Raw genomic sequence first — 14371 nt, 5'->3', positions numbered from 1 at the left:
GCCCACGTCGCTAACGCAGACACGATCATCGCCAATCACCGGACAGCCCGGAAGGCGGTATGCACCGGACGCTTACGTTGGCAAGGCGTTTGGCGAGCCGCTGACGGTGCAGGTGCGCGATGTCGACAACACGCCGGTCGCCGGTGTCACCGTCACCTTCACCGTGACCTCGGGGAGTGCCGAGCTCTCTGAACAGCCGATGCACACCAGCGCGGCACCCGATTTCGGGCTGATCAGTACCGCTGTGGCGCAGAGCGCCGGCGCTTCGACGGTGTCGGTGACCACCGATGCCGACGGGCGTGCGGGGGTCTACGCCGCCGCGGGCGAGAACTCCGGGGCGGTCGCGGTGACCGCCGAGGCGACGGGTGTGGACGAGCCGGTACGGTTCGCCCTGAGCGTCGGCGTCACGGCGGTGCCGGTGACCGGCCTGCCCGGGTTGGTGGTGATGGCGTTGCTGTTGTTCGTAATGGGGGGCTGGATGACCCACGCGCGGCGGCAATAGCTCCCCCTGCGCCCAGGGCGACAACTCTGTCTCCCTCAGCGCGACAGGTTCGCGGTGCTGCAAATAGGTCTGCGGCCGTGGCAGCACCGGCGGGGCGTGCCGGGGCGGGAGACGCTGTGAATATGTCCCTATACGCTCGGATGCGGCCGTCCATGGCCGCATACGCTCCCGCCCCGGCACGCCCCGCCGGCGCTGGTGGCACGTGGTGCGTCTTCCACGCCGCTTCTGCCGGAATTCGGTCTTGTGGGTAAATAAGGACTCGCTCGCCGTCGTAGTGTCGCTTGCGGACCAGAAAGGGGTGCGGGTGGATACTAATCTTCTCAGAAGTATTGTCATGCGTCAGCCGGACTGTGCGCCGATGGGGCAAGGCGCGAGGCGCGCCGTGTAGCCGGGCTACACAAGCGGTGAGCAACGCAGATCCCATCGGCGCACAGACCGGCCCAAAGGGAGCGCCACAGCGACCCGGTGGCGGCGTTGCGCTCGCTTGACGTGACCCAGCCACGCCGGCGCGAACGCGTCTTGCCCCCGGGCCGCTGTGGCGCTCTGACGCATGACAATACTTCTGAGAAGATTAGTAAGCCGGGCCGCCCGCAGGCGGCCCGGATGGCTCACTGCAGGTGCAGCTCGTAGACGGCTTCGTCGTTGTCGTTGACTTCCAGGAACATGGCGTTGGGTGCTTTGTCGCGCACGAAGCTCCGCGCCCGGTCCGTGTTGGGCACGCGGAAGGTCAGGGTGAGGTCCGTGCCGCTGTCGATGGGGGCGAAGGACCAGTTGCCGTCGGCGGTCGGGGTCACCGGGCTGTTGTCCTTGATGTAGTTCGCCAGCACCGTGCGGTTGGCGTCCGGCGAGTTGATGACCACGTGATCCGCGCCGGTGCCGGGGAACACGCCGCTATTGGCCCGATAGTTGTTGGTGGCGATCAGGAACGCCTTGTCCGCGGGAACGGCCTGGCCCTCGAACTGCAGGTCCACAATGCGCTCGGCGTCCGCGTTGATGACGTTGCAGTCGCGGTCGTACTTGGGCGGCTGGGTGACGTCGATCTGGTAGGTCACGCCGTCGATGACGTCGAAGTTGTAAGTGGGGAAGCCGGTGAAGTTGACCAGGGATTGCGGCTCGGTGGTGTCCGTGTCGATCTGGTAGAACTGCGACGCCGAGCACTCCAGCCATTCCTTGAGCTCGCTGCCGTTCACCTTCACCGCCATGAGGGTGTTGGGGTAGAGGTAGAGATCGGCGGCGTTCTTCACCTTGAGCTCGCCGGCGGGCACCACCGTGAAGCTGCCTTCCTCGTCGCAGTTGCCCTCGCGGTCGCAGGCCTTGAACGGGGCGGCGGCGGAGAGCACGGGCAGGTCCTGGAGGTTGACGTCGCCCTCGATGGCGGCCTCCACGTAGGCCTTCTGGGCGTCGTTGACGATCTGCACGGACGGGTCGTCCTTCACCATCGCCAGGAAGCTGAAGATGTCGTCGGTGGACTCACCGATGGGCTGGTTCATGTAGTCGATAGTGGCCTGGTGGTCGTCGGCCACCAGCGCCTTGAGCGTCGCATCCGCGGTGACCGTGGGTTCGCCGTCGGCGAAGATGGGCTCGGCCTCCACCTCGCTGCCGGTCACCGTCCAGTCGTCGGCGTCGGCCTCGTATTCCAGCGTCAGGTCGATGATGCCCAGGTGGCTGCCCCAGAAGCCGGGCATGACGGCGGGTACGCCCTTGATGGTGCCACGCTCGATGTCGACGTTTGCGGTGTCGGCGAATGCCTCCGAGGGAAACACCAGGTGGCTGTGGCCGAACATGATGGCGTCGATGCCCGCGACGTCGGCCAGGTACCAGGCGCTGTTCTCGGCCTTGTCGGCGGCGGAGTACGCCTTGGTGCTGATCCCCGAATGGGGCACGGCCACGATGATATCCGCGCCCTCGGCCTGCATCTGCGGCACGTACCGCTCGGCCATGGCCTTGATGTCCTTGGTGACGACCCGGCCTTCGAGGTTCTCCTTGTCCCACTGCATGATCTGCGGCGGCACGAAGCCGATCACGCCGATGGTGATCTCGTGGCTTTCGCCGTCGCGGTCGGTGACGTACTTGTCGATGAGCCTGTAGGGCTCGAAGTAGGGCACGTCGTTGCTGGGGTCACCGTCGCCGTCGTCCTTGAAGATGTTGGCGCTGATGTACGGGAAGGCGGCGTCGTTGACGCTTTCGTCCAGGAATTCCAGGCCGTAGTTGAACTCGTGGTTGCCGTAGTTGCCCACGGCGTAGTTCATCTCGTTCATGGCCTTGTACACCGGGTGAACCTCGCCGGCCGCCAGGCCTTCCGCCTCGCGCCAGTCCCCCATGGGGCTGCCCTGGATGAGGTCACCGTTGTCCACGAGCAGGTGATTGTCGCGGAATTCGAGCGCCTCGCGCGCCTGCCTGACCAGCGTCGCGGTGCGCACCAGCCCGATGGTGGGGTCCGCCTCGTCGCCGTAGTAGTTGTAGTCCATCACGTTGGCGTGGATATCCGTGGTCTCCATGAGTCGGAGATCCACCGTGACCGGGCCGGTCGTTTCCGGGCTGTCGTCGTTGTCGCCATCGCCGCCGCAGCCGCCCAGAACGGCGGTGCCCAGCAGCGATAGCACGAGCAGGGAGCGCGGGGAAATCGTCATCGTATCTTTGACCTATCTGCCGGTGGATGGAACGGCGGGCGATGCCCGCCGGGGATTCAGGGGCAGCTGGAGAGCAGGGTCAGGCTGCTGACCGACTCCACGCTGGGGTGAGTCATGTACTCATCGCGGGTGCCGACGACCTCCAGCCACTCGCCGACGATCGCCGGATTGTTGGCCGGGCTGTACTGGGCGCGCTGGCCGGATTCCAGCTTCACGTAAATGCTGGTGCCGTTGCTCGGGTCGCCGAGCTCGAGGGCGTAGGGGTCGTTGATGCCGCCGATCACCTCGCCCACGACGGTGAGCGGCGTGCCCAGGCTGCTGGCGTACGCTGTCGAGACCGTGATCGAGTCCGCGGAGCCGCAGGCGGTCTCGTCGCCGCTGTCCGAGCCGCTATCGTCGACGAGCTTCATGGCGGTGACCGATTCAATGCTCGGCTCCGTCATGTAGTCGTCCCGGGTACCGGTGACCTGCAGGGTCTCGCCGACGACCGATGGGTCATTGGCCGGGCTGAACGCGTCGCGATATTCGCTTTCGAGCTTCACGTACAGGGTCGCGCCGGGGTTGGCCGGGTCGGCAATTTCCAGGGCGTACGGGTCGTTGATGCCGCGGGTGATCTCGCCGGTGGCCGTAACGTCCGTACCGTTCGAACGGGCGAGGGCTTCGGTCACGGTGAGCGTGGTTCCATCGCCGCCGTCACCGCCGTCGATGCCCTGTGGCGCTCCGTAGGCGCCGGCAGCGAAGGTCGATGGATCCCAGGGGGCGTAGCCGCCGGAAGGCTCGCGCCAGGGCGCGCCGTTGTCCGGGTCGTCCAGCTCCTCGCTCGCGAGGGGATTGGGCGTGGCGTCGCCGGCCGGATGGACGCTGCCGCCGAATGCCGTGTAGGACTCGGGTGTGGCGAGCCAGTCGACGATATTGACGCTGAGGACCGCCGCATTGCCAGCATCGGTCCAGCCGGGGTAGGTGTGCTTGGTCTCGCCATTGTCCTGGCGGCGGTACTTGGGCGAGTCGTCCTCGATGGGGCTGGAATCGCCGATGAAGGCGGCCTTGCCGGCGCCCGCCTTGGCGATGGCCACGTACGGGCCCTCCGCCTCGCCGCCGAAATACACGCCGGAGTCCACGGCGTGGGACCAGCGCGCCGGACTGTCGCTCGGACCGAAATAGACCAGCCCCTTGGCGCGGCTGGGGTCGGTGATTGCCAGCGTGGCGCCGCCGGCCATGAGGACCGGGTCTACTCCGACGGTGAGGCCCTCGCCCTGCTCGGGGTCGACGATGCCGCTGACGCCGGATTTCCAGTCGATGGCATTGAAGCGGAACCGTACGCCGAACGTCTCCGCGAGCCACCCATCACCGGCGGTACCCGGGTTGCGCAGGTCGCCGTAGGTGCCGCCGAGGTCGTACTTCGCGCGGGTCGAGCGGTTGTAGCCGTTGAACACCTCGGTGCTGTCCCAGGTGTTGAGGTTGCGGTCGGCGTTGTAGTGATCGGCGATGAAGAATACGCCGTTGCCGTCGGCGACGAACTGCGCCAGCGCGTCACGTTCGGCGATCGTGAACGGGCGGTTGCTTTCGGCGAGCACCAGCACGTCCGCGTGACTGATGCCGGGGTAGGTGATCACCGCTTCGTTGGCGGCGTGCGCGGCCTCGGTGGGTGTGTGGTAGTCGTCCACGAACTGGATGACGCCGTCGCCGTTCTTGTCGACGCCGCGGTACTCCTGGACGGTGTAACCCTCGGCGACGAGCGCGTCGGCGAAGTCCGAGAATGCGCCGTCGATCACCCAGTCGGCGTTGCCCTCGGTGCCGCCGTGGGAGACGTCGAAGAGCACGACGTTGCCGTTGTCGTTGGCGCCCGGGGTCTTGATGGGCGCCGGATAGTTCCATTCGTAAGGCGCGCCATGGGCGAGTGCCGTGGTAAGCGCGAGGGCGGTGAACAGGGTGATGCGGGTCAATCCGCGAGTGATCATGTGACCGTCTCCTTGGCGTGGCCTCGGTGCAGGCGCTGAACCGTCGCATCGCCGGACGACGGGAACAAGACAGTCGCGTTAAGCTTGAATGACGTTTCAGCGGGGGGTCGCAAGTATTGCCGCTAAACGTCATGCGGCCTCCGTCGTCGAACCGGGTAGCTCGCGAACGTGGGCTCACGGCGAGCATGATGGACCGGCGGCGAAATCGCACGGTTTCAGGCTTTCTTCGTTCTCGATTCGGCGTTGACCGATGTATCCGCCGCGCCATTGGAGATGGGTGAGATGCACGGGGAGGGTCCGTCGTCGCGCCCACCGGCGGGAGACGCCGCGAGTACGTCCGTGTAGGCTCGTATGCGGCCTTCCCTGGCCGCATACGCTCCCGCCGGTGGGCGCGACGACGGACCCGGCGACCGCCCTGCAGGGTTCCGCGGCTGAGTAACGCGTTCCCGGTCGCGTGGCTCGAGTAGCGCTTCGCAAGGGAGCACCCATCGGTACGGCATGGCTTTGCGCAACCCGGACTGAAATCCGCGACCGTCATTCACCGTGGGGTGAGTGAAGCGCTCCCTTCCCACGTGACATGGCGCCGCTGTCGTAGGCGGTAGCGCGAAGGCGTGGCGATCCCATGTCGAGCGTCACCAACACCGCGACAGCGGCACGGTGTCGCGCAGGAATACCGTGGAATTGCAGCGGAATGCTGATTCAGGAGACTAGTTGTACCGGCTGCTGAAGTAGCGCCCGTTGTCGAAGCGGTCGAAGAACCGGCCGAGTGCCGGGTGATTGATCTGCTCGCCGCTGTCGTCGGGTTCGAGGTGGCGTTCGGCGACGTAGGTCGAATGCTGCGCGTCGTGGACGAGCACGTGGTACCACGGGGCGTCTTTCGGCGGTCGGCTGCGCGCCATGTACTCGTACCACTCCTCGGAGCCGTTGTACTCGGCGTCGACGTCCACGATGACGCCGCGATAGCCGAACTTCTTGTGATGGACGAGCTCACCGATGGTAAAGCGCGGTTGGGCCATTTCCTGACTCCCACGGTTGATCACCGTAAGCGTGACGCTGGGCTAAGGTGGGGTCAAACGTGCAGGCCATGACAGCTCGGCGGATACTGCGTAGCATGCCCGCCGTTACTGTGTTCCGAAGATCGTGACGCATCCATGAGCAGGAAGCCGAATCCGGAAGGTAAAGGGCAGGTTCCAGTGCTGGCGGCGCTCGCCGAGAGCCGTGCCGCGGTGGCTGCGGCGCCGCCTAAGCACATTGAACGTGTCTCCACCGAGCTCTTCACTTCGCTGTTCGTGTTGGAGAGCGACTTCAACTTCAAGCCGGTACCGGGCCGTTCCTACTGGCTATACCGCAAGCGCGAGCGTTTCTGGTTGTCGCTCATCCCGCCCGACGAGTGGGGGGAGGGCGTCTATGGCCGCTTTATCGGCGAATGCCGGCTGCAGCCGGACATGACCTGGACGCTGGAGCTCGCCGAAGAGGTGGCCGAGGATGCCGCCTTCATGCAGTTCCTCGCGGACAAGCGCGAGGCCTTCGAGCGGCGTCTGGAGGATGCCGAGACCGTGGACGACGTACTGCCGGTGCACGAGTCGCAGATGCCGTTCTACCAGCGTGCCTTCGCGTTTGCGTTGTCTCACTCGCTGGGGGCGTCCATGGAGCAGACCGGGATCCGGGGCCTCTCCTACAACGAGGCGCGCGGGCTGCTGGCGCACGAGCCCGCACCGGAGTAACCGCCGCGCCGCGCGTGCCCGCAGCGGCTATGTGAACAGGGCGCCCGAAGGCACCCTGTTCACGTGGGGCGATTTATCGCTTAATGCTGAGAGGGCTGCGGTGTGGTCGGCTTCGTCGCCGGCTCCGGGGTCTTGCGCCCGCGGGGCGGACGCTCACTCGGCTCGGTGCTGTCCGGGGCGATGAACTCCGGGTAGGCGGTCAGGCCGCACTCGCCGATATCCACGCCCTGGCGTTCCTCTTCCTCGCTCACGCGCAGGCCCATGGTCGCCTTGATCACGGCCCAGACAATCAGGCTGGCCGCGAAGACCCAGGCGAAGATGGTGACGATGCCGATGAGCTGGCCGACGATCGTGGCGCTGTCGTTGGACATGGGCACGGCGAGCAGGCCCCAGATGCCGATCGTACCGTGCGCGGAGATGGCACCCACCGGGTCGTCGATGTGCAGCTTGTCCAGTGCGACCACCGAGAGCACGACCAGGGCGCCGCCCACGCCGCCGATGGCCGCGGCGAGCAGCGGTGCCGGGGTCAACGGCTCGGCGGTGATGGCGACCAGGCCGGCGATGGCACCGTTGAGGACCATGGTGAGATCCGTTTTCCCGAACAGGGCCCGGGAGACGATTGCCGCGATCGCGGCGCCGCCGGCAGCGGCCATGTTGGTGTTGACGAACACCCGGGCGACGGCGTTGGCCTCGGCCACGTCGGAGACCTTGAGCTCCGAGCCGCCGTTGAAGCCGAACCAGCCGAGCCACAGGATGAACGTGCCGAGGGTCGCCAGCGGCAGGTTGGCGCCCGGGATGGCGCGCACCTGCCCCTTCGGTCCGTACTTCCCGTGGCGCGCGCCGAGCAGCAGTACGCCGGCGAGTGCCGCGGCGGCACCGGCGAGATGCACCACACCGGAGCCGGCGAAGTCCTGGAAGCCGAGCTGGTCGAGGAAGCCACCGCCCCACTTCCAGTAACCCTGCACCGGGTAGATGAAACCGGTCATGACCACGGCGAAGGCGAGGAACGCCCAGAGCTTCATGCGCTCGGCCACCGCGCCGGAAACGATGGACATGGCCGTGGCGACGAACACCACCTGGAAGAAGAAGTCGGAAAGCACCGAGTAATAAAGCTCGCCGCTGCTGGCGAGCACGGCCTCGGTAGTGTGATCGGCGCCGATGAGAAAGCCCAGGCCGGGGAACACGGCGCTGTCGGAGCCACCGTACATGATCTGGTAGCCCACCAGCATGTACATCACACAGGCGATGGCATAGAGCGCGACGTTCTTGGTCAGGATCTCGGCGGTATTCTTGGCGCGCACCAGCCCCGCTTCGAGCATGGCGAAGCCCGCCGCCATCCACATCACCAGCGCGCCCGAGACGAGGAAATAAAAGGTATCCAGCGCGTAGCTGAGTTGTGTAACCGCGTCCATTGGCTGCTCCGTGGTAACGAGTGATCGGTGTACGTTCGCTGGGAACGATGGACTCGCACCGCTGAAGCAGTCTCTGTGCCAAGGCGGAAAATAGTTTTTTAACAGTAAGTTACGGGATTCCGGATGGTGCCGGAGTGCACCGCATTGGGGCGCTGCACCAAGCGGGCACCACATCGGTGCGACGGCGGTGCACCACATTCACGCCTGGTTCAGTGGCGAGCGGCTATGCTTTGTGGTCTTGGCGGTCTGCGCGAGGGCGAAGCCCATGCGTTTGCCGGTATCGGGCTGCGGGCCACATCTGCGAGCGGCCATGATCGCGGTATTACTGGGGGCCGGGCTCTCCGGTTGCCACTATGCCGTGTCGCACTCCTATGGCATCGGCTACTACGGTGGTCACGGCAGCGGTTACCACGGTCATATCAAGTACCGGTTCAGTGACCATGGCTACTATCGCTACGGACACAAGTACCGCTACCACCACCGTTTCGGGCATCGGCACCACCACTGGTAGCCCGGCAGGGGGACGCTTTACGCGTCCCCGGCGAGTGCTTGATCCAGGTCCGCGGTAAGGTCCTCCACGTCCTCGATGCCAACCGACAGCCGGATCAGCCCGTCCTCGATCCCCAGACGCCGGCGTGTTTCCGCCGGAATGGAGGCGTGGGTCATGATGCCGGGATGCTCGATGAGGCTCTCCACCCCGCCCAGGCTCTCGGCGAGCGAGAAGATACGGCAGCGTTCGAGCATGCGGCGTGCCCCGTCCTCTCCACCGCGGATGACCGCCGAGACCATTCCCCCGAAGTCATTCATCTGCCGGTCGGCGAGCTCATGCTGGGGATGGTTCTCCAGACCCGGGTAGATGACCCGTTCCACCTGCGGGTGGCGGTTCAGCCAGTCGGCGATGGTGCGGGCGTTCGCGCAGTGTTGGCGCATGCGAAGCGCCAGGGTCTTGGCGCCACGCATGGCGAGGAAACTGTCGAACGGCCCCGCGATGGCCCCGGCCGCGTTCTGGATGTAGCCCAGGCGGTCGGCGAGCTCGGTGTCGTTGCCCACTACCGCGACGCCGCCGACCACGTCCGAGTGCCCGCCGATGTATTTCGTCGCCGAGTGCACCACCACGTCGAAGCCGAAATCCAGCGGCTGCTGCAGGACGGGCGTGGCGAAGGTGTTGTCCATCACCGCGATCAGGCCGTGGTCCCGTGCGAAGGCCGCCACGCGTTCCAGGTCCACCAGCTTGAGCAGCGGGTTGGTGGGGGATTCCACCCAGATCATGCGTGTGTTCTCCCGCACCGCGGCAGCCATGGCGTCCGCGTCGGTGAGGTCCACGAAGCTGAACTCGAGCCCTGCCGAGCGCCGGCGCACGTTCTCGAACAGCCGATAGGAGCCGCCGTAGAGATCGTCCATGGCAATGACGTGGCTACCGTGATCCAGCAGCTCGAGTACGCTCGCCGTTGCCGCCATGCCGGAGGCGAAGGCGAACCCTGCGCGCCCGTTCTCCAGGTCCGCCACACAGCGTTCGTAGGCGAGACGGGTGGGGTTGCTGGTACGCGAGTAGTCGAACCCCTGATGGTGGCCGGGGCTCGACTGTACGTAGGTGGAGGTGGCGAAGATGGGCGTCATGATGGCGCCGGTGCCCGGGTCCGGAGTCTGGCCCGCATGAATGCCCCGCGTGGCCAGGCCGTAGCGTCGATCGTCGTCGGTCATTGTCGATATCTCAGTCGGTCTTGCGCCGTAGGTAATTGAGCAGGTCGATCTGTGTGATCAGGCCGTGGAAGTGATCGCCCTCGGTGACGATGGCGACGTGACCGGCCTTGAAGATGGCGAGTACGTCATCGAGGCTCGCGCGTACATCCACCTTCTCCAGTTGGGTGATCATGGCTTCGCGTACCGGCGAACGGAAGTGATCAACGTGGCCGTAGACGGCGAGCAGCAAGTCCGACTCGTCGACAATGCCCACGACCCGGTCGTTGTCCATGACCGGTAGCTGGGAGACATCGTAGAGCTTCATGCGTGCATACGCTGTGGTCAATGGCTCGTCCGGGCCGATGACCACGGTATCGCGCTCGTCGAACGGGTGCTTGACGAGATCGCGCAGATCGCCGTAGCGGTGGCGTTCTATGAAGCCCTGATCCTCCAGCCAGTGGTCGTTGTACATCTTGGATAGGTACTTGTTGCCGGTGTCGCAGACGAAGGTCACCACGCGTTTGGGGGTGCGTTGACCGCGGCAGTAGCGAAGGGCCGCGGCCAGGCAGGTACCGGTGGAGGTGCCGCCGAGAATGCCCTCGGCACGCAGTAGCTCGCGGCCGCAGAGCAGGCTTTCCTTGTCGTCCACCGTGATCGCGTTGTGGACGTGGGAGAGGTCCGCGACCGGGGGAATGAAGTCTTCGCCGATGCCCTCGATGAGCCAGGAACCGCCTTCCAGGTCGGTGCGGCCGGTGCGGACGTACTCGGCCAGGATCGACCCCTTGGGGTCGGCGAGCACCATCTCCGTGTCCGGTGCCGCCCGTGCGAAAAAGCGAGACAGCCCGGTCAGGGTGCCGCCGGAGCCCACGCCGCAGATCACTGCATCCACCCGCTGATCCATCTGCTCGTGAATCTCCGGGCCGGTGATGGTTTCATGGGCATGGGGGTTGGCGGGGTTGGCGAACTGGTTGATGAACACCGCTCCCTCGGTGCGCTCGGCGATCGCTTGAGCCTTGTCCTGGTAGTACTCGGGGTGGCCTTTCGCCACGTCCGAGCGGGTCATCACCACCTCCGCTCCCATGGCCTTGAGATTGAAGATCTTCTCCCGGCTCATCTTGTCCGGGATGACGAGGATCAGCCGATAGCCTTTCTGCTGGGCGACCAGCGCGAGCGCCAGCCCGGTGTTGCCGGCGGTGCCTTCGACGATGGTGCCACCGGGGCGCAGGCTGCCGTCCTGCTCCGCTGCCTCGATCATGGACAGGCCGATGCGGTCCTTGATCGAGCCCGTCGGATTGCTGTTCTCGAGCTTGAGATAGAGCTCGCAGGGGCCGGTGTCCAGGTTCGACACCCGCATCAGGGGTGTGTTGCCGATCAGCTCCATGGCATTGGCGTAGGTGGGCATGGCGTGCTCCTCCTCCCTGATTCATCTTTTGAACCTTACGGTACCTAGTCTAGAAGCGAGGTGGTGCATGGCGCCATGCGCGTGAGAGGAAATCGGCCCGCTGGAGGTCGATGTACCCCACAGAGCCGCCTCGCATCCGCCACCTCGCGTAGAATCTCCGCGGTGATACTCCGCTCCACGACACGGCGAAGTCGACGATGCGCGCACCCGTTGCCCTGCGTTACGTGCTGATTCAGGTACCGGAGGCACTACTTGTTGCGATAGTGCTCTATGTCGTCGTCTCCGCAGGCTGGGTCGACGGGTGGGTCGGCGGGGGCATTTTCGGCCTCTGGCTGCTCAAGGACGCGGCCCTGTACCCCTTGTACCGGCACGCGCTGCGTGACGACGTGCCCACCGGTGTCGCGGCTCTGGTCGGGCGCCAGGCCGTCACTCTGGAACCGCTGGATCCAACCGGGCACGTGCGCGTCGACGGCGAACGCTGGCGCGCGCGCACCGTGGAGCGGGCAACCGTAGGTGCCGGTGAGGAGGTGCGCATCGTGGCCGCCGAAGGGTTCGTCCTCATCGTGGAAGCCGCCGGGCTGGGGTGGGCGGGAAACGCCGGCAATTGACTGCCCGGTATTGTCACCCAATTGACCCTACGACAAGTATTGCCATGCCTGAGAGCCGCACAACGGCTCTCTCCGGGCGCTTGTGAGCGCGCCTGTGGGCCGCGTCGCTCGTCGCGCTCCTGATCATCGAGGCCACTGACTCGGGATGTCGCAAGCCCGTCGTGGCGGCATACCGACGAGGTGTGTCGACGCGAACAGGCGCGCTGAGGAACGCCGAGACATGGCAATACTTGTCGAAAGGTCGGTACATACGTCCGCAGGGCGTGGCCTGCTCGATCACGCGATGGGATCGCCCGCCAGAACGGTTTGCCATCGCGGGCGCAGGTGTCCGGCATGCCAGGCCGAGACATCCACGGGCGCGGGTAGCGTGCCGGTCAGCCATTCGCCGAGCCGGTCCGTGAGTGCCTGCTCGTCCCCCGGCGGGTAACGGTAGGTATCCGGGTACTGCTCCGGGTAACACAGCGCATCGGGCACCAGCGGCCGGGCGCCCGCGCTCGCGGCCTCCAGCATGGCGAGGCCCTGAAATTCGTGGCGGGCCGTGCTCACGGCAATGGCGGCCTGGCCCAGAAGTCGACGATAGGTCTCTTCGTCGACGCGTCCATCCGCGACGATCCGGTCGGGCAGGGCGGCGCGCAGGCGCTCGAGGGACTCGCAAGCGCCATGGTGGCGGGCGCCGAGTAGTGCCAGCCGGAATGGAATACCGCGCTCGGCGAGCTCGAGGATCGCCGTTGTGAATACTTCCGGCGCCTTGTCGTATTCCCAGCGATGGTTCCAGAGGATCAGGCGCTCGTCGCGTTCGGGGGCGGCTGCGACCGGTCGGATGGGCACGGGGCAGACGGTGGTGCGGGAACACAAACGCTCGCGGACGCTGTTGGGCACCTGGTCGGGCATCCGTGCCAGCAGTTGTTCGATTCCGTCGAGAAACGAATCCCGGTTGAATGCGGAATTGAACAGCAGCCGATCGGCGGCGAGCGCGCCGTAGAGTTGTACCATCTGCGGGTCGACGGAGCGGAACTGGCGTTCGCTCACCGGGTAGGCGAACTGGTTCTCGTGGAAATAGTAATAGGTCGGCACGGATGCCAGCCGCGGATGAAGCCCCTTCAACGTGGCGAGGTCCACCATGGACGTGGCGATCAGGCGGTCGGGGACGTCCTGCGGCAGCGCATCCAGCCAGGAAAGCGGGTTGCCGCGTATCCGCCATCGGAAGTGCCGCCCCGGAAGCTCGAACCGGCGCCAGTGGTAGTCGGGGTGGCCATCGACCAGCCAATCGGCCCACGAGCGGTGACTCGGGGCGGCGTAGGCGGAGAGCAGCCAGATACGCGGGGCAGCCATGATCGCGGTTCGTTGCCTGCAATTGCCGTCTCAGGGGCGTTCCCAGTGCCCGGTGCGGCCGGCCCGGAAGGCCGCGTCAACGACCCGCATGTTGGCGAGCGAGTCCTCCAGCGGCACGGGCTGCGGCTGCCCGGCCAGTACCGCCCGCGCGAAGCGCTCCGCCTGCACACCGTACTGGTCGCAGCTTTCGATATCGATGATCCGCCGGCCGTCACCGTTGGTGAGAGCCAGGCGGCAAGGCCGGTCCACGGGGGCGTTGAACGGGATCTCCACATCGATCCAGCCGGCGTCGCCGAAGAACTGCATGCACTGGTGTGGCGCAAGCTGGGTTCCGTAGGTGAACGTCGCCTGCACGCCAGGGAAGTCGAGCAGGGCGGAACCGAGTCGGTCGATACCGAGCTCGGGGTCGTGCTCGATCAGCGCGGCAACCTGTCGCGGTTCCATGCCGAGCACGAAGCGTGATGTCGTGATCGGGTAACAGCCGATATCGAGCATGCCGCCGCCGCCGTAGCCGGCCACGTTGCGGATGTTCTGCGGGTCGGTCTTGTGATAGCTGAACATGCCGTGAACCGCCTGCACCCGGCCAATGGCGCCGTCGCCCACGAGCTCGCGCACTTCGAGCCATTGCGGGTGGGTGCGTACCATCACCGCTTCCTGAATGTAGACGCCGGTGCGCTCGCGCACGGCGAGCAGCCGTTGCGCGTCCTTCGTGTCCACGCCTATGGGCTTTTCGCAGAGCACGTGCTTGCCTGCCTCGGCGGCTTTGATGGTCCAGTCCACGTGCAGGTGGTTGGGCAGTGGGATGTAGACGGCGTCGACGGCGGGGTCGGCGAGCAACGCCTCGTAGCTGCCGTGGGATCGTGGAATGCCGAGATGTTCCGCCACTGTCCGTGCCGTGTCCGCGTTCCGGGAGGCGATCGCCGCCACCTGGCAGTGATCGGCCGCCTGCATCGGCGGGATCACCTTTTCCTGCGCGATTTTCGCGGTGCCGAGAATGCCCCAGTTCAGCGTTGCCATGACGCCTCCCTATGCCGCTGTGTGTCGGGACGCACAGTCTACTGGTGTCTGCCGGCGCATTGTCAGCACATTTGGGAGCGCCGCCGGGCCGCCGCTTGAAGGACAT

The 14371-nt window shown here is 66.0% G+C and carries 12 protein-coding genes; 4 read left to right on the top strand and 8 right to left on the bottom strand.

The features are described 5' to 3' along the window. On the top strand, nucleotides 1-502 hold a 502-nt coding region (locus tag ACPEES_RS18995), incomplete at its 5' end, for a hypothetical protein (protein WP_435105178.1). A 608-nt stretch (nucleotides 503-1110) separates the two neighbouring features. Here ACPEES_RS18995 and ACPEES_RS18990 read toward each other — a convergent pair. The 3 genes from ACPEES_RS18990 to hspQ all read right to left on the bottom strand — a co-directional run bounded on the left by ACPEES_RS18990 (nucleotide 1111) and on the right by hspQ (nucleotide 6106). Next, nucleotides 1111-3132 carry a bifunctional 2',3'-cyclic-nucleotide 2'-phosphodiesterase/3'-nucleotidase gene (locus ACPEES_RS18990; RefSeq protein WP_435105177.1) on the bottom strand — a complete coding sequence of 674 codons (2022 nt, stop codon included), beginning with the start codon at nucleotides 3130-3132 and terminating at the stop codon, nucleotides 1111-1113. A 56-nt stretch (nucleotides 3133-3188) separates the two neighbouring features. Further along, nucleotides 3189-5090: a hypothetical protein gene (locus ACPEES_RS18985; RefSeq protein ID WP_435105176.1), complete on the bottom strand. Its 1902-nt coding sequence runs from the start codon at nucleotides 5088-5090 to the stop codon at nucleotides 3189-3191. A 707-nt stretch (nucleotides 5091-5797) separates the two neighbouring features. Continuing rightward, nucleotides 5798-6106: a heat shock protein HspQ gene (hspQ, locus tag ACPEES_RS18980; protein ID WP_435105175.1), complete on the bottom strand. Its 309-nt coding sequence runs from the start codon at nucleotides 6104-6106 to the stop codon at nucleotides 5798-5800. 135 nt (nucleotides 6107-6241) lie between these two features. Between hspQ and ACPEES_RS18975 the strand changes: the two genes are divergently transcribed. Then, nucleotides 6242-6814: a DUF2452 domain-containing protein gene (locus ACPEES_RS18975; RefSeq protein WP_435105174.1), complete on the top strand. Its 573-nt coding sequence runs from the start codon at nucleotides 6242-6244 to the stop codon at nucleotides 6812-6814. A gap of 80 nt (nucleotides 6815-6894) precedes the next feature. Here ACPEES_RS18975 and ACPEES_RS18970 read toward each other — a convergent pair whose 3' ends face one another. Then, nucleotides 6895-8226, bottom strand: a complete 1332-nt coding sequence (locus tag ACPEES_RS18970; protein ID WP_435105173.1) for an ammonium transporter — start codon at nucleotides 8224-8226, stop codon at nucleotides 6895-6897. A gap of 310 nt (nucleotides 8227-8536) precedes the next feature. On the opposite strand from ACPEES_RS18970, the gene ACPEES_RS18965 reads away from it, so the two are divergent. Next, entirely contained in the window at nucleotides 8537-8737 is a 201-nt protein-coding gene (locus ACPEES_RS18965; RefSeq protein ID WP_435105172.1) for a hypothetical protein, read from the top strand. 17 nt (nucleotides 8738-8754) lie between these two features. Here the strand turns inward: ACPEES_RS18965 and ACPEES_RS18960 are convergent, their stop codons facing one another. Beyond that, nucleotides 8755-9927 carry a cystathionine gamma-synthase gene (locus ACPEES_RS18960; protein WP_435105171.1) on the bottom strand — a complete coding sequence of 391 codons (1173 nt, stop codon included), beginning with the start codon at nucleotides 9925-9927 and terminating at the stop codon, nucleotides 8755-8757. A 10-nt stretch (nucleotides 9928-9937) separates the two neighbouring features. Continuing rightward, a complete protein-coding gene (locus ACPEES_RS18955) occupies nucleotides 9938-11308 on the bottom strand; it encodes a pyridoxal-phosphate dependent enzyme (protein ID WP_435105170.1) in 1371 nt (456 codons plus the stop codon). A gap of 197 nt (nucleotides 11309-11505) precedes the next feature. Between ACPEES_RS18955 and ACPEES_RS18950 the strand changes: the two genes are divergently transcribed. Then, nucleotides 11506-11916 (top strand): NfeD family protein, encoded by a 411-nt coding sequence (locus tag ACPEES_RS18950; RefSeq protein WP_435105169.1) that lies wholly within the window; start codon nucleotides 11506-11508, stop codon nucleotides 11914-11916. A 276-nt stretch (nucleotides 11917-12192) separates the two neighbouring features. Here ACPEES_RS18950 and ACPEES_RS18945 read toward each other — a convergent pair whose 3' ends face one another. Further along, complete coding sequence (locus tag ACPEES_RS18945; RefSeq protein WP_435105168.1) at nucleotides 12193-13248, bottom strand: tRNA-queuosine alpha-mannosyltransferase domain-containing protein; 1056 nt, start codon at nucleotides 13246-13248, stop codon at nucleotides 12193-12195. Nucleotides 13249-13278: 30 nt separating this feature from the next. Further along, a complete protein-coding gene (locus tag ACPEES_RS18940) occupies nucleotides 13279-14265 on the bottom strand; it encodes a Gfo/Idh/MocA family protein (RefSeq protein WP_435105167.1) in 987 nt (328 codons plus the stop codon). Nucleotides 14266-14371: the final 106 nt, after the last annotated feature.

It is taken from the genome of Arhodomonas sp. AD133 (assembly GCF_051195215.1).
Lineage (GTDB): Bacteria > Pseudomonadota > Gammaproteobacteria > Nitrococcales > Nitrococcaceae > Arhodomonas.
This window is presented reverse-complemented; position numbering and strand designations above follow the sequence as displayed.

What these genes read in the sequence shown, in the direction of transcription:
- ACPEES_RS18990 (WP_435105177.1), bottom strand. Translation starts at nt 3,132, where the DNA reads ATGACGATTTCCCCGCGCTCCCTGCTCGTGCTATCGCTGCTGGGCACC.
- ACPEES_RS18985 (WP_435105176.1), bottom strand. Translation starts at nt 5,090, where the DNA reads ATGATCACTCGCGGATTGACCCGCATCACCCTGTTCACCGCCCTCGCG.
- hspQ (WP_435105175.1), bottom strand. Translation starts at nt 6,106, where the DNA reads ATGGCCCAACCGCGCTTTACCATCGGTGAGCTCGTCCATCACAAGAAG.
- ACPEES_RS18975 (WP_435105174.1), top strand. Translation starts at nt 6,242, where the DNA reads ATGAGCAGGAAGCCGAATCCGGAAGGTAAAGGGCAGGTTCCAGTGCTG.
- ACPEES_RS18970 (WP_435105173.1), bottom strand. Translation starts at nt 8,226, where the DNA reads ATGGACGCGGTTACACAACTCAGCTACGCGCTGGATACCTTTTATTTC.
- ACPEES_RS18965 (WP_435105172.1), top strand. Translation starts at nt 8,537, where the DNA reads ATGATCGCGGTATTACTGGGGGCCGGGCTCTCCGGTTGCCACTATGCC.
- ACPEES_RS18960 (WP_435105171.1), bottom strand. Translation starts at nt 9,927, where the DNA reads ATGACCGACGACGATCGACGCTACGGCCTGGCCACGCGGGGCATTCAT.
- ACPEES_RS18955 (WP_435105170.1), bottom strand. Translation starts at nt 11,308, where the DNA reads ATGCCCACCTACGCCAATGCCATGGAGCTGATCGGCAACACACCCCTG.
- ACPEES_RS18950 (WP_435105169.1), top strand. Translation starts at nt 11,506, where the DNA reads ATGCGCGCACCCGTTGCCCTGCGTTACGTGCTGATTCAGGTACCGGAG.
- ACPEES_RS18945 (WP_435105168.1), bottom strand. Translation starts at nt 13,248, where the DNA reads ATGGCTGCCCCGCGTATCTGGCTGCTCTCCGCCTACGCCGCCCCGAGT.
- ACPEES_RS18940 (WP_435105167.1), bottom strand. Translation starts at nt 14,265, where the DNA reads ATGGCAACGCTGAACTGGGGCATTCTCGGCACCGCGAAAATCGCGCAG.